Origin of the sequence: Pseudomonas sp. TH06, assembly GCF_016651305.1 — a bacterium.
In the GTDB taxonomy this organism is placed as follows: Bacteria; Pseudomonadota; Gammaproteobacteria; order Pseudomonadales; family Pseudomonadaceae; genus Aquipseudomonas.
The window spans coordinates 1,077,185-1,101,192 of sequence record NZ_JAEKEC010000001.1 but is presented as its reverse complement, the minus strand read 5'-3'; the positions used below and the strand labels follow the sequence as shown (position 1 = coordinate 1,101,192).

Sequence of the window (24,008 nt, the reverse complement as noted above, 5' to 3'; positions counted from 1 at the left end):
GGATTACGCCGAAAGTGCCAGAGCGATTTCTGGGAAAAGGGGTTGCAACGCCGATGCGCCGATACGCTGGGTGACCCAGTCGTCGGAATAGATGGTTTCGAGGTAGCGCTCACCCATGTCAGGCGAGATCGCCACGACGACGTCGTCGGGACGGATGTGCGGCGCCCATTGCTGGATGCCCGCGAGGACAGTGCCGGTGGAACCGCCGAAAAGCAGACCGTAGCGTTGCGCCAGCCAGCGGCAGACCTTGATCGTCTGTTCCTCTGGGATCGACAGGAAGTCGTGAATCCCGGACGCCTCGAAAATCTCCGGCAGACGGCTGGTGCCCAGCCCCGGAATATGTCGCGTGCCACCCGGCAGGCCGAACGTGACCGAGCCGACGGTATCGACAGCGATGACTTTGGTTTGTGGATGATGTTCGGCGAAGTAGTTCTTGCAGCCCATCAGCGTGCCGGTGGTGCCAGCGCCCACAAACAAGTAATCGACATGGGGAAACTTGTGGGCGATGGACTTGGCAGTCGCTTGATAGTGGGCGAGAGGATTGGTCGGATTCTTGTACTGATTGAGCCAGATGTAGTCCGGGTTCTCCGCGACCAACTGCTCAATCAAACGAATACGCGAATTAAGGTAGCCGCCATTTTCGTCACGCTGATCAACCATGATCATCTCGGCGCCGAGTGCCTGCATGAGCTTCCTGTTCGGCGCAGAGATGTTCGGGTCAATCACACAGACAAACTTGTAACCCTTGGCGGCGCAGACCATGGCCAGCGCAACCCCCAGATTCCCCGACGAAGACTCCACCAGACGAGTCTTGTGGGAAATCCGCCCCTGGTTCTCCAGATCGGTAATCAGCGCGTGTGCGGTTTTGAGCTTGATCGATCCGGCAGGATTCAGTCCTTCGATTTTCAGTTGGATCCTTGCACTGCAAAGTTCTCCGATCTGTACGTAACTATCTTCATTGATAAGTTGCTTGATCATACGTCGTCCGTTTCGCTCTTTTGCCGGGCGCACGGGGGCGCCAGCACTCATCCTGGAATGTTTGAAAAGCAGTAAATGCAGTTCGCCTGTTTGGTTTTTTTAGATTTTTTAGCTGGACAGGAAGTGACCTTGCGGTGAACGCCGATCTATTCAAAAAATCAGGTTTTGCGCTCTGACGACCTAAGGGTCGAGAGTGTTGCGGGGCGCAAAGTAGAGCCAGTCATTGGCTCGCCAAGGCTTGGAGAAATACTGGCGAAATTTCCTACATGGGGAGAGATACAGATTTCGGGTTTTTTCCAGTACACCCGAGGTTGGGTGTATGGAGAAAAAGAGCGGCGGGGGAGGCGTGATCAAATCGCAGGCATAAAAAAACCCTGAATCTTGCGATTCAGGGTTTTCGGTATTTGGTGCCCAGAGACGGAATCGAACCGCCGACACGGGGATTTTCAATCCCCTGCTCTACCGACTGAGCTATCTGGGCAACGGGGCGCATTAAAAGGGTTTTTCGGATTTACGTCAACGACTTTTTTAAAATTTCTTAAATTAATTCCGTCGCTTACGATCCGACCCCCGATTTTGCGGGTTTACTCGGCAGGCGGAACGTAGCCTTCGGCCTTGGCGTAATCCTCGCCGGAGAAGTACTTGTCCATCTCGCCCTGAAGATATTTGCGATCTTCGGCGTTCATCATGTTCAGGCGCTTTTCGTTGATCAGCAGGGTCTGGTGTTTCTGCCAGTCGGCCCAGGCCTTGGCCGAGACGTGATCAAAAATATCCTGACCTTTTGCGCCCGGGAAAGGAGCGCGTTCCAGAGCGGGCAATTCTTCTTTGTACTTACGGCACATGATGGTGCGGGTCATGGTGACTCTCCTGCATTCAATACGGCAGCCGCGCGTTCGAGCAAGGTTTTGACCGGGGCGGCGAGGCCCAGGCGCGGCGGGGTGGCGAGGTTATACCAGAGCCAGTCGGCCTCGGCCACGTGATGGCTGGCCTCCTGCACCTGAACCAGCCAGGGTTCGATGGACAGCTGGAAATGGCTGAACGTGTGGACAAGGCTTGGCAGTGCCTGCTGCTCGCCCATCGTCAGCGAGTGCTGATCGGCCAGATGTTGCAGGTCGTCGAGGTCGTCGAGTTCCGGCAGGCTCCACAAACCGCCCCACAGGCCCGTCGACGGACGGCGATACAGCAGAATTGCGCCTTCGGCATTGGCGAGCATCGGCATCAGCGTGCGCTTCTGCGGAATGGCTTTGCGCGGCTTGGGAATCGGGTAGCGAGTCTCCAGGCCGAGCATGTGCGCTTCGCAGCCACGCTCCAGCGGACACAGCAGGCAACTCGGCTTGCTACGTGTGCAGAGTGTGGCGCCGAGATCCATCATCGCCTGGGTGTAGGCGTTGACCCGATCATGCGGCGTAAAGCGCTCAGCGTTGGCCCACAGCTGTTTGGCGACCTTCGGCTCGCCGGGGTAGCCCTCTTGCGCGGTAAAACGCGCAAGAACGCGTTTGACGTTGCCGTCGAGGATCGGCGCGCGCAGGCCCATGCTGATACTGGCGATGGCGCCAGCGGTGGACAGGCCAATGCCCGGCAGATCCGTAAGTTTTTCGACGTCACGCGGAAACTCGCCACCGTACTGGCTGACGACGATTTTCGCGGTCTTCTGCAAATTGCGCGCGCGGGTGTAGTAACCCAGGCCCGTCCACAGGTGCAGCACTTCGTCTTCCGGCGCTTCGGCCAGCGCTTCGACCGTCGGCAGCGCGGCCATGAAGCGGTCGAAATAGTTGAGCACGGTGCTGACTTGCGTCTGTTGCAACATGATCTCCGACACCCACACCCGATACGGATTGATGTCTTGCTGCCAAGGCAAATCATGGCGGCCGTGGCGGTCGAACCACTCCAGCACCGCTTCTGAAAACTGCTCCGCTCTCATCGCTTGAACAGCCCCTTCAATGCGTTTTTCAATTCCGGACTGACCTTGTCGCCAAGTTTCTCGTCGATTTTTTCACTGAGCTTGTCACCGGCCAGTTTGGTCGCGACCTGACCGAGACGATCGTTATCGACACGGCAGGCCTTGGCGCCCAGTTCCAGCGGGCCACGGCAGCGCAGCGGCCACTCGATGCCGACGAATTTTTCGCCGACCTGACAGGCCGGGTCCGGCATGGCGCTGGTGTCGCCTTCGACGATGATGCCGACGCGATAGTCCATGCCCAGCACACGCAGGTCGATATCGCCGTCACCGTTGACGGTCATGCCCGGGATGCGCACTTTCAGGTCCGGGTTGCTGGCGATGCCGTTACGGAAGGTCAGGTTGCCCTTGAGTTCCTGGAACGGCGTGTCCTTGCCCCGTGGCTCGCCGCTGAGGGTTTTGCGGTTGAGCGTGGCGATGCCTTTGCACAGTTGCTGTTCAAGGTTGGCGTTGAGTAGCACGCCGTTGTTGATCACGAAACTGGCGTTGCCGTTGAGGGTTTCGATCAGTGCCTGTTGGCTGTTGCCGCTGCCGGTGACGTTACTGGTGAGGGTCACCAGGCCTTTGACTGGCGGATTCTTGCCCTGGCTTTCGAGGATTTTTTCCGCCGGAACGCGGTTGATCTTCGTCTGCAGATTCAGCACTGGCGTGCTTTGGCGTACGTCGAGGGTGCCTTTGGCCTCGAAGTTGCCGTTGTACAGTTCGCCGCTCAGGTTGCTGAGGGTCAGCAGGCCGCCCTGGCCGGTGGCTTTGAGTGCGGCGTTCTGGATCGGCAATTTGTCGAGGGTCAGTTGGCCGAAAGTCAGGTCGGCATCCACATCGAGTTTGGCCAGGCGTTCAATCGGCAGGAGGCGATCGGTGCTCCAGGCGCTTTTGCTCGGCTTGTCCGGCAAAGGCGTGGAGCCTGCGCCGGCCATGGCATCGGCTTCGGTGCTGGCGACCTCGGCCTGACGCACTTGCGTGGCGCTGGTGGCTTTTTCTGATTTCGGCGGCAGGTAGCGGTCGACGTTGAAGGTGTCTGCCTTGAGGATCGCCCGCAGCGATTGTTTGGCGAAGTCTTCGACGGCGATGCGGCCGCTGAAGCTGCTGTCGTCGAGTTTCAGGTTGATGTTGTCGAAGGCAACGCTGGTTGGCGTGGCGGCAACGCGGCTGACCAGTTCGACCTTGCTCAGGCTGCCTTCGGCCATGGCCGGAAGTTTCTGGCCGATGCTGTCGACGAATTTAGCCAGATCGAATTGGGCGATGGAGACGCCGCCGGTGATCTGTGGGGTCTTGTCGAGGTCGTTGGCTTTCAGCTCACCCAAGGCGCGCAATTGGTTGGCGGATATCTTGATGCCTGTCCATTCGGCGACGTTCGCAGCTTTATCCAGCAGCAACTGGCCCTGCGCGGAGAACGTCATGGTCTTGCCTTGCAACGGATCGCCAGCCAGTTCGCCGGACAGCTTCATGTCTTCGAACTTGTAGCGTTGCAGGGCGCGCTCGATGCGCAGCTCGCCTGTGAGCTCGGTGCGCACGCGCAGAACCGGCTGATTGGTGCCGAGGAATGCCGTGGCTTTTACCGGGATATTGGTCGAATCGTGCACCGGGCCGGTGCTCAACTGAATGCTCTCGGCGCTGAACTGCTTGCCGGTCTTCTCGTCGTTGTATTCAACGCGAGCGTTGTTGACGGTCAGGCTGTCGATGTCGAGCCGGATCGGTTGTGGTGGTTTTTCCACGGCGGCGGTGGTTTCGCTGGCCGGTTCTCCGGCCGCAGCCGGCGGCGTTGCGCCAGCCGGAGCGGGGACCTTGCCGATGTCTTCCCAGTTGCCATGGCCGTCCTTGTCACGGTTCAGGCGCAGGTTCAGGCCTTCGACGCGCACATCGCTCATCTGCACTTCGCGGCGCAGCAGCGGCAGCACACGCACGGACAGGCCGAGCATCTGCAAATCGGCAAACGGTTCGGCAGGTTTGACCAGGGTGGCGACGCTGGCCTCGTGCAATTCCAGGCCGAGCCACGGGAACAGGCTCCAGCCGATATCGCCACTGAGCGTCAGCTCGATGTGGGCCTTGTCGCGGGCTATCTGGCGGATCTCGTCTTTGTAATCGTTGGGATCGAAGAGGTGGGTCAGGGCAAAGCCTGCCGCCACAATGATCAGCAACAGCCCGAGAAGTACCAGACCCAGGATTTTGCCGAACGCTTTCATGGGCGAGTCCTTGTAGTTAGTCGAATTCGTAATTTAGCCGGGGAGTATAGCGCTGCAACGGCCCGGTCCGGGGTGAAGTCATGTTGCCATCACCGCCAGTGGCACCTGCAATTTTGCGGCGATTGCCTGGGTTTCAAGATGCCCGGCAGGTGCCAGCAGGCGCAGTTCTGCACCCGCTTGCGACGCCATTTTCTGCGCTTGGTTCACCAGCCGCTCGGCAACACCTCGGCGTCTGGTGACCTTTCGCACGCATAAATGGGACAAATGCCAAACGTCGTGGTGCCTTGTCAGGCGTGCGGCGCCGAGCAGTCGGTCATTGAAACGTCCGGCAATAAAACTGCCGTCAGCCAGCGCGCTTTCGATCAGCTCGGCTTCCCCGGAGAACGGCGCGAACAGCCAATCGGGCGCATCGCGGTAAATCTTCTGCAAATCCTGCTGATCCTGATAACTGGCGTCTTCTAGCGTCTGAACGATGACTGGCATGGTGGCTCCGTAGGAAATGCCCTGCTTAGGAGCTGGCGAAGGCTGCGATCTTTTGATGTTGACTGTAAGAAACAGGATCAAAAGATCGCAGCGTTCCGCAGCTCCTACCGGTGGAGGAGATCAGATGACATGAAAAAGGTGATATCAGTTTGGTTTTTCTGTCACGTGCAAATGGTAACCTTCGCCGGTTCGTCCGTCCTTCTGCGACTTAACGTCGCGCCTTCAAGGAGCTTCACCTGAAAAACGGTCATGCCTGCGTGCATAAAGGCCGAGGGTGAACAGTGGCTGGCGAACCATACTAATAATTGGGGGATACACAATGAGCACGAGCATAACGGCGGACGGCCTCAAGGCCGACCAGCCTGCGTTCCTGTCCAAGGAACGCATCATCGCCAAGCCCGGTTTCAACCGCTGGCTGGTACCACCGGCCGCTCTGGCCATTCACCTGTGCATCGGCATGGCCTACGGTTTCTCGGTGTTCTGGTTGCCGCTGTCCAAGGCGCTGGGCATCACCGCTCCAGTGACTTGCGCGCCGGACATGAGCTTCATCGCACAGGTGTTCTCGTCGCAATGCGACTGGCCGATTTCGATGCTCGGCTGGATCTACACCCTGTTCTTCATCTTCCTCGGCTGCTCGGCAGCGATCTGGGGTGGCTGGCTCGAACACGCCGGTCCACGCAAGGCCGGTGTCGTCTCGGCGCTGTGCTGGTGCGGCGGTCTGCTGATCTCGGCGCTGGGCATTTATACCCACCAGATCTGGCTGATGTGGATCGGCTCCGGCGTGATCGGCGGTATCGGTCTGGGCCTGGGCTATATCTCGCCGGTGTCGACCCTGATCAAGTGGTTCCCGGACAAGCGCGGCATGGCCACTGGCATGGCAATCATGGGCTTCGGCGGCGGCGCGATGGTCGGTGCCCCGTTGGCCGCAGCGCTGATGGGCCACTTCGCTTCGCCAACCAGCGTTGGTGTATGGCAGAGCTTCCTGGTGATGGCCGCGATCTATTTCGTGTTCATGATCGGCGGTGCATTGTCTTACCGCGTACCGCCAACAGGCTGGAAGCCTGAAGGCTGGACCGCTCCGGCGAAAAAAGCTTCGAACTCGATGATCACTCACCGTCACGTGCACGTGAATGTGGCGTGGAAAACCCCGCAATTCCGTCTGGTCTGGCTGGTGCTGTGCCTGAACGTGTCGGCCGGTATCGGCATCCTCGGCATGGCTTCGCCACTGCTGCAGGAAGTGTTCGGCGGCAAACTGCTGGGTGTTGACGTGCCGTTCGGTCAACTGGATGCCGGGCAATTGGCGTCGATCGCCGCGATTGCGGCCGGTTTCACCGGTCTGCTGAGCCTGTTCAATATCGGTGGCCGGTTCTTCTGGGCGTCGTTCTCGGACTACCTGGGCCGCAAAAACACCTACTTCGTGTTCTTTGCCCTGGGTTTTGCTCTGTACGCGTTGATTCCGAACCTCGGTCATCTGGGCAACGTTGCGCTGTTCGTGGCGGCGTTCTGCATCATCCTGTCGATGTACGGCGGTGGTTTTGCGACGGTTCCGGCGTACCTGGCCGACCTGTTCGGTACGCAAATGGTCGGCGCGATCCACGGTCGTCTGCTGACGGCGTGGGCGGCGGCTGGCGTGCTGGGTCCGGTGCTGGTGAACTACCTGCGTGAGTATCAGTTGAGCATCGGCGTGGAACGCGCGGCGGCTTACGACATCACCCTGTACATCCTCGCTGGCCTGCTGGTGCTGGGTTTCCTCTGCAACATGCTGGTGCGCCCAGTGGCTGACAAGTACTTCATGACCGACGCCGAACTGGCGGCCGAACAGGCACTGGGTCATGACAAAGGTGCTGACGCGACCACCGTACTGGAGTGGAAAGCCGCGCCGGGCAGCAAGCCGCTGGCGGTGGCTGCGTGGCTGGTGGTGGGTATTCCGTTGGCGTGGGGGGTGTGGGTGACCCTGCAGAAGACGGCGGTACTGTTTCATTAAGTAAAAACGCAGTATCCCTGTAGGAGTGAGCCTGCTCGCGATAGCGGTCTGACAGTCACAGAAATGTTGATTGTGAGGCCCTCATCGCGAGCAGGCTCACTCCTACAGTTGTTTCGGGGTGACCGAAATGGCTTGTATGGACATGTCTACCCGCGACAGCGGGGGGTTCTATCCGTCTGCGATATCACGTCTCGTGTTTCTGTTTCGGCCCCGCGTGCCTATAATGGCTGCCTTTTTCGCCCAATGATTTTGCGGAGCTGGTGATGGCCGAACGTAAGGCTTCTGTCGAGCGCGACACTCTGGAAACCCAGATCAAAGCCTCGATCAACCTTGATGGCACCGGAAAGGCCCGATTCGATATCGGTGTTCCTTTTCTTGAGCACATGCTGGATCAGATCGCCCGTCACGGGTTGATCGACCTGGATATTGAATGCAAGGGCGATCTGCATATCGACGACCACCATACGGTGGAAGACGTTGGTATCACTCTCGGCCAGGCCTTCGCCAAAGCCATCGGCGACAAAAAAGGCATCCGTCGCTACGGCCACGCCTACGTGCCGCTCGATGAAGCGCTGTCGCGTGTGGTGATCGATTTCTCCGGCCGTCCAGGCCTGCAGATGCACGTGCCGTACACCCGCGCCACCGTCGGCGGCTTCGACGTTGATCTGTTCCAGGAATTCTTCCAGGGCTTCGTCAACCACGCGCTGGTCAGCCTGCACATCGACAACCTGCGCGGCACCAACACTCACCACCAGATCGAAACCGTGTTCAAGGCTTTCGGCCGCGCACTGCGCATGGCTGTGGAGCTGGATGAGCGCATGGCCGGGCAAATGCCATCGACCAAAGGCGTTCTGTAATGCAGACGGTTGCAGTTATCGATTACGGCATGGGCAACCTGCACTCGGTGGCCAAGGCTCTGGAGCACGTCGGTGCCGGAAAAGTGCTGATCACCAGCGATGCGGATGTCATCCGCGAAGCCGACCGCGTGGTCTTTCCGGGCGTTGGCGCGATTCGCGATTGCATGGCGGAAATCCGTCGTCTCGGTTTCGACTCGCTGGTGCGTGAGGTCAGCCAGGATCGTCCGTTCCTCGGCATCTGTGTCGGCATGCAAGCCTTGCTCGACAGCAGCGAAGAGAACGACGGCGTCGACTGCATCGGCCTGTTCCCGGGCGCGGTGAAGTTCTTCGGCAAAGACCTGCATGAAGATGGCGAGCACCTGAAAGTCCCGCACATGGGCTGGAACGAAGTGCAGCAGAAAGTCAGCCACCCGCTGTGGCATGACATTCCGGACATGGCGCGTTTCTACTTCGTGCACAGTTACTATATCGCCGCCGCGAATGCGCGGCAGGTGGTGGGTGGCGGTCATTACGGCGTCGATTTCGCTGCCGCGCTGGCCGAAGGCTCGCGTTTCGCCGTGCAGTTCCACCCGGAGAAGAGCCATACCCATGGCCTGCAATTGCTGCAGAACTTCGCTGCGTGGGACGGTCGCTGGTAAATGGCGATCAAGAAGAAACCGCCGATCCTGACCCTTACTCCCGAGCAGGAGAGCGAGGCCAATCACAAGATCAAACGCTTCATGGAGGATCGTTTCGAACTCGACCTCGGATCGTTTGAAGCGGCGGAAATTCTTGAGCTGTTTACCCGCGAAATTGCTCCGCACTATTACAACAGGGCGATTTTCGATGTGCAGACCCACCTCAAAGAGCGGTTTGAAAGCATCGAAAGCGACCTGTGGGCGCTCGAAAAAAACTGATTTCCGAGCGAAGCTGAACATTCAAATTTGAAGGTTTGCCAGATGCTGATTATTCCCGCTATCGATCTTAAAGACGGTGCCTGCGTACGTCTGCGCCAGGGCCGCATGGAAGATTCCACGGTGTTCTCCGATGACCCGGTGAGCATGGCTGCCAAGTGGGTGGAGGGCGGTTGCCGTCGTCTGCATCTGGTCGATCTGAATGGCGCTTTCGAAGGTCAGCCGGTCAACGGTGAAGTGGTTACGGCGATTGCCAAGCGCTACCCGAACCTGCCGATCCAGATCGGTGGCGGCATCCGTTCGCTGGAAACCATCGAGCACTACGTCAAGGCTGGCGTGAGCTACGTGATCATCGGCACCAAAGCCGTGAAAGACCCGGCGTTCGTCGCTGAAGCCTGCCGCGCATTCCCGGGCAAGATCATCGTCGGTCTGGATGCCAAAGACGGTTTTGTCGCCACCGATGGCTGGGCTGAAATCAGCACCGTGCAGGTCATCGATCTGGCCAAGCAGTTTGAAGCCGATGGCGTGTCCTCGATCGTTTATACCGACATCGCCAAAGACGGCATGATGCAGGGCTGCAACGTGCCGTTCACCGCTGCGCTGGCCGCTGCAACGAAGATCCCGGTGATCGCTTCCGGCGGCATTCACAACCTCGGTGACATCAAGTCGCTGCTCGACGCCAAGGCGCCAGGCATCATCGGTGCGATCACTGGCCGGGCGATCTACGAAGGCACTCTCGACGTCGCCGAAGCGCAAGCTTTCTGCGACTCGTACCAAGGCTGAGGACTGACCATGGCGCTGGCCAAACGCATCATCCCTTGCCTGGACGTGGACAACGGCCGAGTCGTCAAAGGTGTGAAGTTCGAAAACATCCGCGACGCCGGTGACCCGGTGGAAATCGCCCGTCGCTACGACGAGCAGGGTGCCGACGAGATTACCTTTCTCGACATCACCGCCAGTGTCGATGGTCGCGACACCACGCTGCATACCGTCGAGCGCATGGCCAGCCAGGTGTTCATTCCGCTGACCGTCGGTGGCGGTGTGCGCACCGTGCAGGACATTCGCAACCTGCTCAATGCCGGTGCGGACAAGGTTTCGATCAACACCGCCGCGGTGTTCAATCCGGAATTCGTCGGCGAAGCCGCACAGCATTTCGGCTCGCAATGCATCGTCGTCGCCATCGACGCGAAGAAAGTCTCCGGCCCGGGTGAAACCCCGCGCTGGGAGATCTTCACCCACGGCGGGCGCAAGCCGACCGGCCTCGATGCGGTCGAGTGGGCGAAGAAAATGGAAGGCCTCGGTGCCGGCGAAATCCTGCTGACCAGCATGGATCAGGACGGCATGAAAAACGGTTTCGATCTCGGCGTGACCCGTGCCATCAGCGATGCGCTGGGCATACCGGTGATCGCATCCGGCGGTGTCGGCAATCTGCAGCATCTGGCTGACGGCATTCTCGAAGGCCACGCCAGCGCAGTGTTGGCGGCGAGTATTTTCCACTTCGGCGAATACACCGTGCAGGAAGCCAAGGCTTACATGGCCAAACGCGGCATCGTGATGCGCTAAACGATACAGGCCAGTGGACAGCATGGCGTACCCAAGGCACTCTTGGGCACGCCATGGATTTCGGTAGCCCGACATGATCAAACGCCTGCTTCTTGTTCTCGCCAGTGCCTGTGTGTTGCTGCTCAATACTGCCCGGGCCGAAAACAGTCCTGACACCGATCTGGTGCTCCTCACCGAAAACTTCCCGCCGTACAACATGGCGAAGAACGGCAAGAATTTCGCCCAGGGCGAGAACATCAACGGCATTGCCACCGACATCGTGCGCGAGATGTTCCAGCGCGCCGGCATCACCTATAGCCTGACCCTGCGTTTCCCTTGGGAGCGCGTCTACAAACTGGCTCTGGAAAACCCCGGTTACGGTGCATTCGTCATGGCGCGACTGCCGGACCGCGAAAAGCTCTTCAAGTGGGTCGGCCCGATCGGCCCCGACGACTGGATCATGTTGGCCAAGGCTGACAGCAAGATCACCCTCGAAACCCTCAATGACGCGCGCAAGTACCGGATCGGTGCCTACAAGGGCGATGCGATTGCCGAGACGCTGACCAAGCAGGGCTTGAAACCAGTGGTCGTGCTGCGGGATCAGGACAACGCGAAGAAACTGGTCAACGGTCAGATCGACCTGTGGGCTACCGGTGATCCTGCCGGCCGTTATCTGGCGCGGCAGGATGGTGTAACCGGACTCAAAACCGTGCTGCGTTTCAATAGCGCCGAGCTATATCTGGCGCTGAACAAGGACGTCTCCGACGAAGTCGTCGCCAAGCTCCAGGCTGCGCTTGATCAGCTGCGCAAAGAAGGCGTGGTTGACGACATCATGGCAAGGTATCTGTAGCGTTCGGCAAGTCTGCTTCTGGCGCAGAGATAACGTTGACCTCATTGGTGTTGTGCACGGCACCTGCTTCTATTGGCGAGTTTGTCGTTATGGCAGGGCATATGACAACGGGCTCTTCTTTCTCCGCCGGATACTCGGTCAGATAAATGCTGGCGTCGTCGGAGTAGCCGAACTCTACAGCCACCAACGTACCGTCCTCACGTGTCAGCTCGTAATAGCTTTCCATCTGGTAAATCGCCACTGACTTGCTCCGGGGAGCCATGGCGAGGACGAGCTGAGGGCGCAACTCACTCCATCCGCTGAGGGATGTTTCGGTATGAGTGAAGTTCTTGTGCAGGCAAGCCGAGAACTTTGTCATTCGCACGTCACTCAATGCCGAGATCGGCCAGGCCTTTGTGACTTCCACTGAAGTGCTTCTGCTGAATATCCGCATCATTGCTGCGTCTTGAGCGCGACGAGCCGTCCATTTGATCGGTTGGCACTTGCCCGTTTTGTTATGGCAGTGTCCGACGAGCAGATGTTGGTCTGTCCTTTTCAGAGTGTAATAAGGCGATTTCTGGAATTGTTCGCTAGGACGTTCGAAGTCCCTGATCGCGAACCAGGGCAGTTTTGATGTTTGCGTGATCCGGGCGGGTGCATGTTGCGGCTTTTCATAGCCGGCAAGTGTCGGTGCCTCTGGTGGCGGGGTGACTTCGAGGGGAATCTGCATCCGTAGCGCATAAGCATTGGGTGTTGTTGCGGGCTTGTCGTGGTTCGGGGAACCGACAAAGGTCCCGGGGGCAAAACAGATCTCGCCTGCGGCGGCGGTGGGAGGCTCAATATGCCAAGCGCTGAAGCTCATCTTCGCGCCACTGCCTTTGTCGTTCCAGATCAAGTCTCCGACATTTGCTTCGACCACCAGATCCTTTCTGACGCAGCGAACCGTGTTGAGTGAAGGCTTGTTATGGTCGTTGGAGCAGACCAGTCCCAATGCGACATAGCCGGTCGGTGCAACAGGACGCCATATTGAAGTGCGGGTAACCGCTGCTGACCCCGTCTCTTTCCAGACCAGCTCAAAGTCGCTGGGGCGGCTGAGAGCCCGTTTCCTTGTGTTTGCAGCACCGCCTGAATCGCCTTCGCAGACGACTGCCGCGATGATTTCTCCATTGATGTTGGCACTTCCGGAAATGGCAATGTCACCGAGGGAGAAATAGCCAGGCAATGCATCCGGGGCGGGGGTAGGGCGCCAGAAGGACGCGGGTTTCCCGCGAGCGCCGGTGGTATCCCAGACGCGGTGAAACTCGGTGGTGAAGTTGATCAGCAGATTGTCGAGTTTTATGGGCTCCATTTGCCCGGCTGGCACAGCGGTTTCGTCATGCGTAGTCATAGTCACTCCTGATAGTTGAAAGGCGACTCAGGGAGTCGCGACCTGTTGCAGGTCTCACTATCGGGAAGTGGGCCAAGTCGCTGGCGGTAACTATGTATTGCCTGGTGACAGCGTGTTACCGATACACGCCGTCTTTGCCATGACCGGCCATGGCGCGATTGCTGCGCACGCTGATCATTTGCTTGATGTCGATCCACTCGATGCCTTGGGCCTTGAGCTTGGGCAGCTCGCGCTCCAGCACGGCGAGGGTCTGCGGGTACGGATGGCCGATCATCACCGCCGAACCTTGTTTGTGCGCAAGGCTGATCGCCGTCTGCAACTGGGTGAAGATTGCTGCCTCGGTGCGCTCGTCATCGAGAAATACATCCCGCGAGACACTCGCCAGATCGATCTTCTGCGCCTGTTGCGCCGCAACGGTTTGCGCACTGGTGCGGCTGTCGACGAAGAACTTGTGGCGGCGCTGCAATTCAGCCATCAACCACGCCATCGCCACCGGTTGCGCGGTCATGCGGCTGCCCATGTGGTTATTGATGCCGGCGGTGTAGGGGACCATTTTGAAAGCAGCATTGAGGCGTTTTTCGAGTTCTTCGATGGGCAGTTCAGGATGCCACGCATACGGCCCGGTGGCCGGGTCCATGGGCATGTGCAGGATCACGATCTTGCCGGCGCGATGGGCTTCGCGGGCGAATTCGGTGGCGTGCGGGGTGTCGGGCATGATCGCCGTGGTCACCGGGCCGGGCAGGGCCAGCACACGGCGATCCCGGGGCAGGTTTTGCCCCAGGTCATCGATGATCAGTGTCAGGTAGGCTTTGTGCGGTGTTGATGTGGCGGGCTCTGCGTGAGCAGCACCCGCCAGACAGCACAACAGAACGAAGACGAAACGCAGAGACATCCTCAACGGCCGGACGTAATGCTCAGCCCTTTGAGCAGGCTCAGGGCCTGGGCCAATTGGTAATCGTCGTCCTGCGGCATCGGTTTGGCCTTGGCGCCGGAACCGGTCGGTTTGTCGGCGCCGCCGTTGCCATTGCCCAGGTGACCTTGCAGGTCGGCTTCCTTGAAGTAGTCGCCGTCCGCTTCGTTGGTGATCTTCGCCTTGCGCACTTCGATGTCCGGGACGATGCCTTGGGCCTGAATCGAACGGCCATTCGGCGTGAAGTACAGCGCGGTGGTGATCTTCAGTGCGCGGTCGTTGTTCAGCGGCAGTACGGTTTGTACCGAGCCCTTGCCGAAACTGGTGGTGCCCATGACTACGGCGCGTTTCTGATCCTGCAGGGCGCCGGCGACGATTTCCGACGCCGAGGCGCTGCCGCCGTTGATCAGCACGACCATCGGCACGGCTTCGCTTTCGTCCTTGCCGGTGGCTGAGAAGCGCAGTTCGGAATTGGCGATCCGGCCCTTGGTGTAGACGATTAGGCCTTTGGTGATGAAGTGATCGACCACTTCCACCGCTGCCTGCAGCACGCCGCCCGGGTTGTTGCGCAGGTCGAGGATGACGCCGTTGAGTTTCTTGCCGTTGTCCTTGCGCAGCTTGGCCAGGGCTTTGGAAACTTCTTCGCCGGTCTTGACCTGGAACTGGGTGATGCGGATGTAGCCGTAGCCCGACTCCAGCAATTGCGCCTTGACGCTTTTCACTTGAATCACGGCGCGGGCCAGGGTCACGTCGAATGGCGTGCCGCCGTCGCGCACCAGGGTCAGGGTGATTTTCTGGCCGATCTTGCCGCGCATCTTGTCCACGGCTTCGGTCATGGTCTGGCCGCGCGTCGGCGCGCCGTTGATCTTGACGATGAAGTCACCGGCCTGAATGCCAGCCTTCGACGCAGGCGTGTCGTCGATCGGCGAGACGACCTTGATGAAGCCGTCTTCGGAGCCGACTTCGATGCCCAGGCCGCCGAATTCGCCGCTGGTGCTTTCCTGCAACTCGGTGAAATCTTCCGGGCCCAGGTAAGCGGAGTGCGGATCAAGGTTGCTGAGCATGCCCTTGATCGCGTTTTCCAGCAGGGTCTTGTCGTCCACCGGCTCGACATACGCGGCTTTGATCCGGTCCATGACCTCGGCAAAGGTGCGCAACTCTTCCAGCGGCAACGGTGCCTTGGAGGTCGCAGCAGTGCCTGCTGGAGCGACAGCCGGAGCCGGTTGTGCGGCGAACGCCAGAGGCGCGCCGATCACCAGGGCGATCGTCAGGGCCAGCGAGGTAAGGCGGGACAAATGCAGCATGTCGAACGAACTCCTTAATTAGGCGGTGCGCTTATCCTTGCGCACGACACCATTGCGCCGGATCACTCGGGTGACCCTGCTGACGAATTGCGAAATACAGCGCTGGCGTGTCCTGACCGCCACTGTTACCGACAGTGGAGATGGACTCACCGGCTTTTACCACGTCACCGGCCGACTTGAGCAGCGTCTGGTTGTGACCGTAAAGACTCAGAAAACCGTTGCCGTGATCGAGAATCACCAAAAGCCCGGCACCACGCAACCAGTCGGCGAACACCACGCGCCCGCCGTGTACGGCATGCACCTGGCTGCCGGCGGAGGCGCTGATCATCACGCCGTCCCACTTGGTCCGGGCGTCGTCACCACGGGTTTCACCGAAACGTGCCAATAGTCGACCATCAACCGGCCAAGGAAGTTTTCCCCGGGTTGCGGCAAAAGGGCCACCGAAGGTCTCGCCGCTGCTGGAAACCAGTGCGCCGGGTGTTGATCTGGCGGGTTTTCGTGGGGCGTCGCTGTTTTCAGCTTCGGCCTCACGTAAACGCTTTTTTTCCGCTTCCTGCTGGGCGATCAGCGCTTTCTGCCGCGCTTCTTCTGCCTCACGAGCCTGGCGGGCCAGGGTTTCTTCAATGGTTTTAAGGACTTTAGACAGGTCTGCCTGATCCTGCTCGCGAGTGGCCAGTTTCTGGTCGCGCGCTTTTACGTCGTCGTTCAGCTTGGCGAGAACCTGCTGGCGTTCCTTGCGAACCTTGTCGAGCTCTTCGCGCTGGGTATCAAGGCTGCTTTTCTGCACCAGCAATTGCGCCTGCTGCAAGCCGATGTCTTTTTCGACATTGGCCAGTTGGCGCAGGGTTTCGTTGAAATTCTTCAGCTGCTCCAGGCGGGCCTGGCTCAGGTAATCGTAATAGGTGAGGGTGCGGGCGAATTTCTCGGGATTCTGCTGGTTGAGCAGCAGTTTGAGGTATTCCTGGCGACCGTTCTGGTAGGCGGCGCGGGCCTGGATGGCGATCAGTCGTTGCTGTTCAGTGCGCGCGCTCTGGAGTTTTTTTTTCTCCGCATCGAGCCGCTGCAACTCGGATTCGCTTTTCTGCAGTTCTTTCTGCAGGGCATCGACCTGCTTCTGCAGTTTGCCCATCTCGGTTTCGGTGCCCTTGAGCTCTTTTTGCACGCCGGACTTTTCTTCCTGGAGCTTGCCCAGCAGCTTCTTCAGCTCGGCAATGTCCTGACGCGTGGCATCCAGCTGCTGTTGGGTTTGCGCGCGCTCGTCAGCAAAGGCCGGTTGGAGCAGGCAGGTCAGAGCGATGGCAATCAGGACGCGAAGCATAGGGGCGGGCGGCACCAGGGTAAGGGACGGCCTAGTATGCCCGCCCGACGCTGCAAAAAAAACGCCCAATTGGGCTTGTGTGATAACTGGCCTGAAAAACACCACAAACCAATGTAGGAGTGACCTGTGGCGAGGGGATTCATCCCCGATGGGTGGCGAAGCCGCCCTAAAACCGAACGCCGCGGTATGTCAGGTACACCGCGTGTGTTGGTATTACGGCTGCTGCGCAGCCGATCGGGGATAAATCCCCTCACCACAAACCCATTCCCACAGGTTTTTTCAGCGTTTTAGCCGGCGCGGTTTACACAAGAATCGAGGTCCCCGTCATTTCCGCCGGTTTTTCCAGGCCCAGCAGCTTGAGCATGGTCGGCGCCACGTCCGCCAGTACGCCGCCTTCACGGACCTTGAGGTCACGCTTGCCGACATAAATGAACGGCACCGGCTCGGTGGTGTGCGCGGTGTGCGCTTGCCCGGTGGACTCGTCAGCCATTTGCTCGACGTTGCCGTGGTCGGCGGTGATCAGCGCTTCGCCGCCAACCTTTTCCAGGGCCTCGACGATGCGGCCGACACAGGTGTCCAGGCATTCAACGGCTTTCACCGCCGCGTCGAACACGCCGCTGTGGCCGACCATATCGCCGTTGGCGTAGTTGACCACGATCACGTCGTAGCGCTGGTTTTCGATGGCATCGACGATACGGTCGGTGACTTCCGGCGCGCTCATTTCCGGCTGCAAGTCGTACGTGGCGACTTTCGGTGACGGGATCAGGATGCGCTCTTCGCCCGGAAACGGTTCTTCACGGCCGCCGGAGAAGAAGAAGGTCACGTGGGCGTATTTCTCGGTTTCGGCGATGCGCAGTTGGGTTTTGCCGTTCTTCGCCAGATAGTCGCCGAGGACGTTTTCCAGGCTGCCCGGGGCGAAAGCTGCAGGGGCCGGGATGCTCGCGGCGTATTGGGTCAGGCCGACGTACTGCACTTTCGGCTGGCGTGCGCGCTCGAATTCCTTGAAACCGTCCTCGACAAATACTCGGCTCAGTTCGCGTGCGCGGTCGGCGCGGAAGTTCATGAACACTACGGCGTCGCCGTCTTCGACCTTGACTGGCTCGCCGATGCTGGTGGCTTTGACGAATTCGTCGCTCTCGCCACGGGCATAGGCGGCTTCCAGACCTTCCTGCGCAGTGGCGGCGTTGAATTCGCCGTTACCGTCAACGATCAGGTTGTAGGCCTGGGCCACGCGATCCCAGCGGTTGTCACGGTCCATGGCGAAGTAGCGGCCGATGATGCTGGCGATGCGGCCCTTGCCGAGTGCCTGGAACGTTGCGTCGAGCAATTCGATCGACGACGCGGCGCTTTTCGGCGGCGTGTCGCGGCCGTCGAGGAAGGCATGCAGATAAATTTTTTCGGCGCCGCGCTTGAAGGCCAGTTCGGCCATGGCGATCAGATGATCCTGGTGGCTGTGTACGCCGCCATCCGACAGCAGGCCCATGAAGTGCACGGCTTTGCCGGCGGCCACGGCTTTATCCACAGCGGCGCAGATGGTCGGGTTCTCGAAGAACTCGCCGTCGCGGATCGCTTTGGTCACGCGAGTGAAGTCCTGATACACCACACGACCAGCCCCGAGGTTCATGTGGCCGACTTCGGAGTTGCCCATCTGGCCGTCCGGCAGGCCGACGTCCATGCCGCTCCCCGAGATCAAGCCGTTCGGCACGGTGGCCGAAAGGCGATCCAGCACAGGCTTCTTCGCCGCAAAAACGGCGTTGGACTCGGGGCTGTCGCTGTGACCGAAGCCGTCGAGAATGATCAGGACCAAAGGTTTAGGCGTGGTAGTCATGGAATCCACTCGTGGCTAATAAAGAAGAGGGCGATGGAAAAGGGAGTTGGAGTTTAAAGCGAAGTTCCGACGGCGTCACCGCCGGACGGGGTTTGGCCCACCATAGTGGCTGTGTATACTGGCCGACATTTTAACGCCCTGGAACCTCCTTCGATGGTTGCTCACCTGATTGAATTTGCCACTAACCACTACATTCTTGTCGGTATCTTCGTCGTACTGCTGGCTCTGCTGCTGGCGCACACGATGCAGGGCGGCGGTAAAAGCCTGAGCACCGGTGAGCTGACCGCTCTGGTCAACAAAGATGCTGGCGTGGTGGTGGACATCCGTCCGGCCAAGGATTTCGCTGCCGGCCACATCGTTGGCGCCGTGAACATTCCACAGGACAAACTGGCTGCGCGCATCGCCGAGCTGGAAAAACACAAGGCCAAGACCATCATTCTGGTCGACGCTTTGGGCCAGACCGCCGGCACCCACGCCCGCGAGCTGATGAAATCCGGCTTCACCGCCGCCAAGCTGTCCGGCGGGATTTCCAGCTGGAAAGGCGACAACCTGCCGCTGGTGAAATAAATGAGCGAAGTCATCGTCTACTCCAGCGATTACTGCCCTTATTGCATGCGAGCCAAGCAACTGCTCGCGAACAAAGGTGTGGCCTTCGAAGAGATCAAGGTCGATGGCAAGCCGCAGGTGCGTGCCGCCATGGCCCAGAAAGCGGGGCGCACGTCCGTGCCGCAGATCTGGATCGGCAGCCAGCACGTCGGCGGTTGTGACGATTTATTTGCCTTGGAGCGCGCCGGCAAGCTCGACGCGCTGCTCAAGGCCTGAACGGCTGCACCCACGTACAGCAATCCCTAAAAGACCCAAGATCAGAAAGGATCTGAGATGACTGACCAACAGAACACTGCAGCCAGCGAAGAAGAAACCGCACCGCAATTCTCCTTGCAGCGCATCTACGTACGCGACTTGTCCTTCGAAGCCCCGAAAAGCCCGGCGATCTTTCGTCAGCAGTGGGATCCGAGCGTCGGTCTGGATCTGAATACTCGCCAGAAAGAGCTCGAAGGCGATTTCTTTGAAGTCGTGCTGACCCTGTCTGTAACCGTGAAAAACGGTGACGAAGTGGCCTTCATCGCTGAAGTGCAACAGGCCGGTATCTTCCTGATCAAGAACCTCGACCCGGCGTCGATGAGCCACACTCTGGGTGCGTTCTGCCCGAACATCCTGTTCCCTTACGCTCGCGAAACCCTGGACAGCCTGGTCACCCGCGGTTCGTTCCCGGCGCTGATGCTGGCCCCGGTGAACTTCGACGCCCTGTACGCGCAAGAGCTGCAGCGCATGCAGGAAAGCGGCGAGACCCCGACCGTTCAATAAATGGTAGAGCCACAACGAAAAAAGCGCCGTAACAGGCGCTTTTTTCTTGGCTTTTGATTCTGTAGGAGCTGCCGAAGGCTGCGATCTTTCGATTTTTGCATCTAAGAGCAGGATCAAAAGATCGCAGCCTTCGGCAGCTCCTACAGGGGACTGCGTGTTACTTGAAGTCGTTCTGGCGCCAGGCTTCGTACACGGCGACTGCCACGGTGTTGGACAGGTTCAGGCTGCGGCAGCCTTCGCGCATCGGCAGACGCAAGCGTTGTTCAGCGGGCAGGGCGTCCAGCACTTCTGGCGGCAGGCCACGGCTTTCAGGGCCGAAGATGAACGCATCGCCCGGTACGAATGCGGCATCGTGAAACGGCCGCGAACCCTTGGTGGTGAACGCAAACAGCCGTGGGTGGCCCAGGCTTTCCAGGCAACTGGCGAGGTCGGCGTGGCGTTGCAGCGTGGCATATTCGTGGTAGTCGAGACCGGCGCGGCGCAGGCGCTTGTCGTCCATCTCGAAACCCAGCGGTTCGATCAAATGCAGGTGGCAGCCACTGTTGGCGCACAGCCTGATAACGTTGCCGGTATTCGGCGGAATTTCTGGTTGAAAAAGGATGACGTGAAACATGCACGGCTCCGAAGGTAAAGATGAGCGGCATTCTACGCCGCCTGTGGACAACCGTTCGAAACTATTCCCGCGGGTGATCGGTTCGCTGGCGATTGTCGGCGTGATGATCGGTTTGATGATCGGCCGTCTGACCACGCCGGATCCGACTGTCTTGCAGCAGGTCGAGGTTACGGATCAAGGGCTGGTGGTGTGGTTCAACAATGAACCGAAGCTGCACGGCGAAATCATCGATGGCACCGTGGCGTTGTTGTTCCAGGCCGAAGGCAAGGCGCAGAAAGGCCAGCTCAGGCTCAACGGCAAGGACGTTAACTGGCGTACGCGATTGAGTGATGGTGGGTTGTTGCTGACGGTGCTGGCAGCGCGGCCGCTGCAGGGTGACTGGGCCGCCAAAGAGGTCGATGACCGCTGGCGGCTGGAGATTCATCTCCGGGAGCAATAAAAGCGGGAATCCCTGACCTGCCTGTATCAGGGTTCCCAAAACGGGATGGACTTCGCTTTGCAGCGTCGGTCCGGTGTAAAGAGGGAACCCCCGGCCTGCCTGTACCAAGGATCCCAAAAGGGTGGACGCAACGCGCTGCGGTGTGCGCCCGGTGTAAAGAGGGGAATCCCCGGCCTGCCTGTACCAAGGTCCCCGAAACGGGTGGTGAATCGAATCACCTGTGAGAGGTAGTGCAGGGGGCGTGCCAGTTTTTAATCTGATGAAACAAAAAAGCTGATGAGAAACACGAAAGCCCCGGAATTCGGGGCTTTCGTGTTTTTGGTGTTGTTGTTCGTCGATGATTTTTACTGGCAATCTGAACTGAAGGTTATGCTCGATTGCGGTTCAAAGTGCCTTACTGTGGTGCACTCGGGCCTTAAAAACATCGCGAGCAGGCTCACTCCTACAATTGGAAGGCGTTCCACTGTAGGCGTGAGCCTGCTCGCGATTGGATCTGACATTCAGCGAAGAACTTGGGGCTTAGCCCTCATCCCCTTCATCATCATCCCCGCCATCAACCTTCATTCCCAATTCCTTGATCTTGCGCGTCAGGGTATTACGCCCCCAACCCAGCAAAACCGCGGCATCCCGGCGACGGCCAGCGGTATGTTTCAGCGCCGTCTCGATCATGATCCGCTCAAACGCCGGCACCGCGCTGTCGAGCAGGCTCGACTGGCCGCGTGCCAACGCCTGATCGGCCCACTGGCGCAACGCTTGCTCCCAGTTGGTCACCGGCGCCGAGTCCTGCGGCAGGTTGAGCAACTCCGGCGGTAGGTCGCTGATGTGCACCTCGCGCCCGGACGCCATCACCGTGATCCAGCGGCAGGTGTTCTCCAGCTGGCGTACGTTGCCGCCCCACGGCAGGTTTTTCAGGTATTCCTCGGTTTCGCTTTTCAGCAGTTTCGGCTCGACCGCCAGTTCCTGCGCGGCGCGGCTGAGGAAATGCTTGGCCAGGGTCGGGATGTCTTCGCGACGGTCCGACAGGCGCGGGATGTGGATGCGGATCACGTTGAGGCGGTGGAACAAGTCCTCACGGAATTTTCCGGCATGCACCAGGGTTTCCAGATTTTGGTGTGTCGCGGCAATGATCCGCACATCGACCTTGACCGGGACATGGCCGCCGACGCGGTAGAACTCGCCGTCGGCCAATACGCGTAACAGACGCGTCTGAGTATCGGCCGGCATGTCGCCGATTTCATCAAGGAACAGCGTGCCGCCATCGGCCTGCTCAAAGCGTCCGCGACGCAAGTTGGCCGCGCCGGTAAACGCGCCTTTCTCGTGGCCGAACAGCTCGGACTCCATCAGGTCCTTGGGGATTGCCGCCATGTTCAATGCGATGAACGGCGAGGCCGCGCGCGGGCTGTGGCGATGCAGGGCGTGGGCGACCAGTTCTTTACCGGTGCCGGATTCGCCGTTGATCAGCACGGTGATGTTGGAGTGGCTCAAGCGGCCGATGGCGCGAAACACTTCCTGCATCGCCGGCGCTTCGCCGATGATTTCCGGGGTGCGGGTCAGCGCGGGCACCACTTCCAGGCCTTGCTGCTCTTGCGCGTGCTGATTGGCACGTTTGACCAGCGACACCGCCTCATCCACGTCGAATGGCTTGGGCAGGTACTCGAATGCGCCACCTTGATAGGAGGCGACAGCGCTGTCCAGATCGGAGTGAGCGGTCATGATGATGACCGGCAACCGTGGATGTTGCTCACGGATCCGCGCCAGCAGATCGAGACCGCTGGCACCTGGCATGCGGATATCGGAAATGATCACATCCGGTTGCTGGCGGGCCAGACGACTCATCACGCCATCGGCGCTGTCGAAGCTCTGCGTGGTCATGCCTTCCTGCTGCAAGGCCTTTTCCAGAACCCAACGGATAGAACGGTCGTCATCGACGATCCACACGGTTTCACTACGGCTCATGTCGATGTGGCTCCTTGTTCCAGTGGCAGAAAGATCGAGAACGTGGTGTGGCCGGGGTGGCTGTCACACTCGATCAGGCCCTGGTGCTGGCTGATGATGTTCTGGGTAATGGCCAGGCCGAGTCCGGTACCGTCCGGACGGCCGCTGACCATGGGAAAGAAAATGGTTTCCTGGAGTTCCGCCGGAATGCCCGGGCCGTTGTCGATGATCTCGATCTTGGTCACCAGACGATGGCGAACGTGGCCGATGGTGAACTGGCGCATGGTCCGGGAGCGCAGGCTGATGCGGCCCAGGCGCAACTCGTTCTGGCTGCTGATCGCCTGCATCGCATTGCGCACGATATTCAGCACGGCTTGAATCATTTGTTCGCGGTCGATCAATACGTCGGGAATGCTCGGGTCGTAGTCGCGCACCAGGGTGATGCAGCCCTGGCTTTCCGCTTCGACCAGTTGGCAGACGCGCTCGAGCACTTCGTGAACGTTGCACATGGCCAGCGACGGCAACTTGTTCGAACCGAGCATGCGGTCGACCAGATTGCGCAGGCGGTCAGCCTCTTCAATAATCACGTTGGTGTAGTCGCGCAGGCTGTCTTCCGGTAGCTCCCGGGCCAGCAGTTGCGCGGCGCCACGAATACCGCCGAGCGGGTTCTTGATCTCATGGGCGAGGCCGCGCACCAGCATCTTGCTGGTTTCCTGCTTCGACAGCTGCGCCTCTTCCTTGGTGATCCGCAGCAGGCGGTCACGCGGGTGGACTTCCAGCAAAAGCAGGGTCGCGCCGTTGCTGAGGATCGGCGTCACCGCGTAATCCACGGTCAGGGTCTGGCCGGTGAGTGCAGTGAGCATTGCTTCGCGCTTGGTGAACGGATGCGCCTGTTCCACTGCCTGGCGCAAGGAATTGAGCGCCTCGGTGGATTCGGTGAACAGCTCGCTGATGAACTGCCCATGGCTGCGCTGCCCGCTGATGGCCAGCAGCATCTCCGCCGCCGGGTTCATGTACTCAAGGCGCAATTCGGCATCGAGCAAAATGGTGGCGGTGGTCAGGTTGTCGAGCAGCAAACGTGGGATTGCGTCGCTAATGGTCATCAGAGCCTCTTTTGGGGGCGGAGCGTGCGCAAGTAACAAGCGTCGGTATCGGGAAAATGCAAAAACCAAACCAAGGCTCCGAAAAGAAGCGTTCAACCCC

General features: G+C 59.5%; 24 protein-coding genes and 1 tRNA gene. 11 read left to right on the top strand and 14 right to left on the bottom strand.

Annotation, left to right across the window (positions count from 1 at the left end; all coding sequences use genetic code 11):
- Positions 1-3: 3 nt before the first annotated feature.
- The 6 genes from sbnA to JFT86_RS04790 all read right to left on the bottom strand — a co-directional run bounded on the left by sbnA (position 4) and on the right by JFT86_RS04790 (position 5,601).
- Positions 4-978, bottom strand: a complete 975-nt coding sequence (gene sbnA / locus JFT86_RS29365) for a 2,3-diaminopropionate biosynthesis protein SbnA (protein WP_242489227.1) — start codon at positions 976-978, stop codon at positions 4-6.
- A 405-nt stretch (positions 979-1,383) separates the two neighbouring features.
- Positions 1,384-1,459: transfer RNA gene (locus tag JFT86_RS04810), tRNA-Phe, on the bottom strand.
- A 103-nt stretch (positions 1,460-1,562) separates the two neighbouring features.
- The gene (locus tag JFT86_RS04805) at positions 1,563-1,835 is read right to left on the bottom strand and encodes an oxidative damage protection protein (RefSeq protein ID WP_003220737.1); all 273 of its coding nucleotides are present in this window, start codon (positions 1,833-1,835) and stop codon (positions 1,563-1,565) included.
- Complete coding sequence (mutY, locus tag JFT86_RS04800) at positions 1,832-2,899, bottom strand: A/G-specific adenine glycosylase (RefSeq protein WP_201235946.1); 1,068 nt, start codon at positions 2,897-2,899, stop codon at positions 1,832-1,834. Before mutY ends, JFT86_RS04805 begins: the two co-directional genes overlap by 4 nt.
- Entirely contained in the window at positions 2,896-5,118 is a 2,223-nt protein-coding gene (locus JFT86_RS04795) for an AsmA family protein (RefSeq protein ID WP_201235945.1), read from the bottom strand. The genes mutY and JFT86_RS04795 overlap by 4 nt, the downstream gene beginning before the upstream one ends.
- A gap of 78 nt (positions 5,119-5,196) precedes the next feature.
- Complete coding sequence (locus tag JFT86_RS04790) at positions 5,197-5,601, bottom strand: acetyl-CoA sensor PanZ family protein (RefSeq protein ID WP_201235944.1); 405 nt, start codon at positions 5,599-5,601, stop codon at positions 5,197-5,199.
- Between the two features lie 319 nt (positions 5,602-5,920).
- Between JFT86_RS04790 and JFT86_RS04785 the strand changes: the two genes are divergently transcribed.
- The 7 genes from JFT86_RS04785 (at position 5,921) to JFT86_RS04755 (ending at position 11,727) form a co-directional block, all read left to right on the top strand.
- On the top strand, positions 5,921-7,585 hold the full coding sequence (locus tag JFT86_RS04785) for an OFA family MFS transporter (protein WP_201235943.1): 1,665 nt from the start codon (positions 5,921-5,923) through the stop codon (positions 7,583-7,585).
- 263 nt (positions 7,586-7,848) lie between these two features.
- A complete protein-coding gene (gene hisB, locus JFT86_RS04780) occupies positions 7,849-8,442 on the top strand; it encodes an imidazoleglycerol-phosphate dehydratase HisB (protein ID WP_007909204.1) in 594 nt (197 codons plus the stop codon).
- Entirely contained in the window at positions 8,442-9,080 is a 639-nt protein-coding gene (hisH, locus tag JFT86_RS04775; RefSeq protein ID WP_201235942.1) for an imidazole glycerol phosphate synthase subunit HisH, read from the top strand. The genes hisB and hisH overlap by 1 nt, the downstream gene beginning before the upstream one ends.
- Positions 9,081-9,338: a DUF2164 domain-containing protein gene (locus JFT86_RS04770; RefSeq protein ID WP_103304196.1), complete on the top strand. Its 258-nt coding sequence runs from the start codon at positions 9,081-9,083 to the stop codon at positions 9,336-9,338.
- Positions 9,339-9,380: 42 nt separating this feature from the next.
- Positions 9,381-10,118, top strand: a complete 738-nt coding sequence (gene hisA / locus JFT86_RS04765; RefSeq protein ID WP_095137961.1) for a 1-(5-phosphoribosyl)-5-[(5-phosphoribosylamino)methylideneamino]imidazole-4-carboxamide isomerase — start codon at positions 9,381-9,383, stop codon at positions 10,116-10,118.
- Between the two features lie 9 nt (positions 10,119-10,127).
- Positions 10,128-10,898 carry an imidazole glycerol phosphate synthase subunit HisF gene (gene hisF / locus JFT86_RS04760; RefSeq protein WP_007909211.1) on the top strand — a complete coding sequence of 257 codons (771 nt, stop codon included), beginning with the start codon at positions 10,128-10,130 and terminating at the stop codon, positions 10,896-10,898.
- Positions 10,899-10,971: 73 nt separating this feature from the next.
- On the top strand, positions 10,972-11,727 hold the full coding sequence (locus tag JFT86_RS04755) for an ABC transporter substrate-binding protein (protein ID WP_201235941.1): 756 nt from the start codon (positions 10,972-10,974) through the stop codon (positions 11,725-11,727).
- Here JFT86_RS04755 and JFT86_RS04750 read toward each other — a convergent pair.
- From JFT86_RS04750 to gpmI, 5 genes are all read right to left on the bottom strand, one after another.
- Positions 11,708-13,093, bottom strand: a complete 1,386-nt coding sequence (locus JFT86_RS04750; protein WP_201231995.1) for a Vps62-related protein — start codon at positions 13,091-13,093, stop codon at positions 11,708-11,710. The two genes, JFT86_RS04755 and JFT86_RS04750, sit on opposite strands and share 20 nt — an antisense overlap.
- Before the next feature lie 115 nt (positions 13,094-13,208).
- Complete coding sequence (locus tag JFT86_RS04745; protein WP_201235940.1) at positions 13,209-13,985, bottom strand: divergent polysaccharide deacetylase family protein; 777 nt, start codon at positions 13,983-13,985, stop codon at positions 13,209-13,211.
- A gap of 2 nt (positions 13,986-13,987) precedes the next feature.
- Positions 13,988-15,307, bottom strand: a complete 1,320-nt coding sequence (locus JFT86_RS04740; protein WP_201235939.1) for a S41 family peptidase — start codon at positions 15,305-15,307, stop codon at positions 13,988-13,990.
- 31 nt (positions 15,308-15,338) lie between these two features.
- Positions 15,339-16,625 (bottom strand): murein hydrolase activator EnvC, encoded by a 1,287-nt coding sequence (locus JFT86_RS04735; protein WP_201235938.1) that lies wholly within the window; start codon positions 16,623-16,625, stop codon positions 15,339-15,341.
- 301 nt (positions 16,626-16,926) lie between these two features.
- Entirely contained in the window at positions 16,927-18,453 is a 1,527-nt protein-coding gene (gpmI, locus tag JFT86_RS04730; RefSeq protein ID WP_201235937.1) for a 2,3-bisphosphoglycerate-independent phosphoglycerate mutase, read from the bottom strand.
- Positions 18,454-18,606: 153 nt separating this feature from the next.
- On the opposite strand from gpmI, the gene JFT86_RS04725 reads away from it, so the two are divergent.
- Genes JFT86_RS04725 through secB form a run of 3 tightly spaced genes read left to right on the top strand, consistent with a single transcriptional unit; the run spans position 18,607 to position 19,818 of the window.
- Entirely contained in the window at positions 18,607-19,020 is a 414-nt protein-coding gene (locus JFT86_RS04725; RefSeq protein ID WP_201235936.1) for a rhodanese-like domain-containing protein, read from the top strand.
- Positions 19,021-19,275 carry a glutaredoxin 3 gene (gene grxC / locus JFT86_RS04720; protein ID WP_201149378.1) on the top strand — a complete coding sequence of 85 codons (255 nt, stop codon included), beginning with the start codon at positions 19,021-19,023 and terminating at the stop codon, positions 19,273-19,275.
- A 57-nt stretch (positions 19,276-19,332) separates the two neighbouring features.
- Entirely contained in the window at positions 19,333-19,818 is a 486-nt protein-coding gene (gene secB / locus JFT86_RS04715; RefSeq protein WP_095190086.1) for a protein-export chaperone SecB, read from the top strand.
- Between the two features lie 157 nt (positions 19,819-19,975).
- On the opposite strand, the gene JFT86_RS04710 is transcribed toward secB, so the two are convergent.
- Positions 19,976-20,431: a tRNA (cytidine(34)-2'-O)-methyltransferase gene (locus JFT86_RS04710; protein ID WP_041071426.1), complete on the bottom strand. Its 456-nt coding sequence runs from the start codon at positions 20,429-20,431 to the stop codon at positions 19,976-19,978.
- On the opposite strand from JFT86_RS04710, the gene JFT86_RS04705 reads away from it, so the two are divergent.
- Positions 20,430-20,870 carry a hypothetical protein gene (locus JFT86_RS04705; RefSeq protein WP_201235935.1) on the top strand — a complete coding sequence of 147 codons (441 nt, stop codon included), beginning with the start codon at positions 20,430-20,432 and terminating at the stop codon, positions 20,868-20,870. The two genes, JFT86_RS04710 and JFT86_RS04705, sit on opposite strands and share 2 nt — an antisense overlap.
- 519 nt (positions 20,871-21,389) lie before the next feature.
- Here JFT86_RS04705 and ntrC read toward each other — a convergent pair.
- The gene (gene ntrC, locus JFT86_RS04700; RefSeq protein ID WP_007909238.1) at positions 21,390-22,826 is read right to left on the bottom strand and encodes a nitrogen regulation protein NR(I); all 1,437 of its coding nucleotides are present in this window, start codon (positions 22,824-22,826) and stop codon (positions 21,390-21,392) included.
- Entirely contained in the window at positions 22,823-23,908 is a 1,086-nt protein-coding gene (gene glnL, locus JFT86_RS04695) for a nitrogen regulation protein NR(II) (protein ID WP_201235934.1), read from the bottom strand. The genes ntrC and glnL overlap by 4 nt, the downstream gene beginning before the upstream one ends.
- Positions 23,909-24,008: the final 100 nt, after the last annotated feature.

Coding starts and splice junctions, on each gene's coding strand:
- glnL (WP_201235934.1), bottom strand. CDS start 23,908: ATGACCATTAGCGACGCAATCCCACGTTTGCTGCTCGACAACCTGACC.
- JFT86_RS04795 (WP_201235945.1), bottom strand. CDS start 5,118: ATGAAAGCGTTCGGCAAAATCCTGGGTCTGGTACTTCTCGGGCTGTTG.
- JFT86_RS04735 (WP_201235938.1), bottom strand. CDS start 16,625: ATGCTTCGCGTCCTGATTGCCATCGCTCTGACCTGCCTGCTCCAACCG.
- hisA (WP_095137961.1), top strand. CDS start 9,381: ATGCTGATTATTCCCGCTATCGATCTTAAAGACGGTGCCTGCGTACGT.
- secB (WP_095190086.1), top strand. CDS start 19,333: ATGACTGACCAACAGAACACTGCAGCCAGCGAAGAAGAAACCGCACCG.
- ntrC (WP_007909238.1), bottom strand. CDS start 22,826: ATGAGCCGTAGTGAAACCGTGTGGATCGTCGATGACGACCGTTCTATC.
- JFT86_RS04745 (WP_201235940.1), bottom strand. CDS start 13,985: ATGTCTCTGCGTTTCGTCTTCGTTCTGTTGTGCTGTCTGGCGGGTGCT.
- hisB (WP_007909204.1), top strand. CDS start 7,849: ATGGCCGAACGTAAGGCTTCTGTCGAGCGCGACACTCTGGAAACCCAG.
- mutY (WP_201235946.1), bottom strand. CDS start 2,899: ATGAGAGCGGAGCAGTTTTCAGAAGCGGTGCTGGAGTGGTTCGACCGC.
- JFT86_RS04740 (WP_201235939.1), bottom strand. CDS start 15,307: ATGCTGCATTTGTCCCGCCTTACCTCGCTGGCCCTGACGATCGCCCTG.
- JFT86_RS04755 (WP_201235941.1), top strand. CDS start 10,972: ATGATCAAACGCCTGCTTCTTGTTCTCGCCAGTGCCTGTGTGTTGCTG.
- grxC (WP_201149378.1), top strand. CDS start 19,021: ATGAGCGAAGTCATCGTCTACTCCAGCGATTACTGCCCTTATTGCATG.
- JFT86_RS04805 (WP_003220737.1), bottom strand. CDS start 1,835: ATGACCCGCACCATCATGTGCCGTAAGTACAAAGAAGAATTGCCCGCT.
- JFT86_RS04725 (WP_201235936.1), top strand. CDS start 18,607: ATGGTTGCTCACCTGATTGAATTTGCCACTAACCACTACATTCTTGTC.
- JFT86_RS04785 (WP_201235943.1), top strand. CDS start 5,921: ATGAGCACGAGCATAACGGCGGACGGCCTCAAGGCCGACCAGCCTGCG.
- JFT86_RS04770 (WP_103304196.1), top strand. CDS start 9,081: ATGGCGATCAAGAAGAAACCGCCGATCCTGACCCTTACTCCCGAGCAG.
- sbnA (WP_242489227.1), bottom strand. CDS start 978: ATGATCAAGCAACTTATCAATGAAGATAGTTACGTACAGATCGGAGAA.
- JFT86_RS04705 (WP_201235935.1), top strand. CDS start 20,430: ATGCACGGCTCCGAAGGTAAAGATGAGCGGCATTCTACGCCGCCTGTG.
- JFT86_RS04790 (WP_201235944.1), bottom strand. CDS start 5,601: ATGCCAGTCATCGTTCAGACGCTAGAAGACGCCAGTTATCAGGATCAG.
- JFT86_RS04710 (WP_041071426.1), bottom strand. CDS start 20,431: ATGTTTCACGTCATCCTTTTTCAACCAGAAATTCCGCCGAATACCGGC.
- hisF (WP_007909211.1), top strand. CDS start 10,128: ATGGCGCTGGCCAAACGCATCATCCCTTGCCTGGACGTGGACAACGGC.
- gpmI (WP_201235937.1), bottom strand. CDS start 18,453: ATGACTACCACGCCTAAACCTTTGGTCCTGATCATTCTCGACGGCTTC.
- hisH (WP_201235942.1), top strand. CDS start 8,442: ATGCAGACGGTTGCAGTTATCGATTACGGCATGGGCAACCTGCACTCG.
- JFT86_RS04750 (WP_201231995.1), bottom strand. CDS start 13,093: ATGACTACGCATGACGAAACCGCTGTGCCAGCCGGGCAAATGGAGCCC.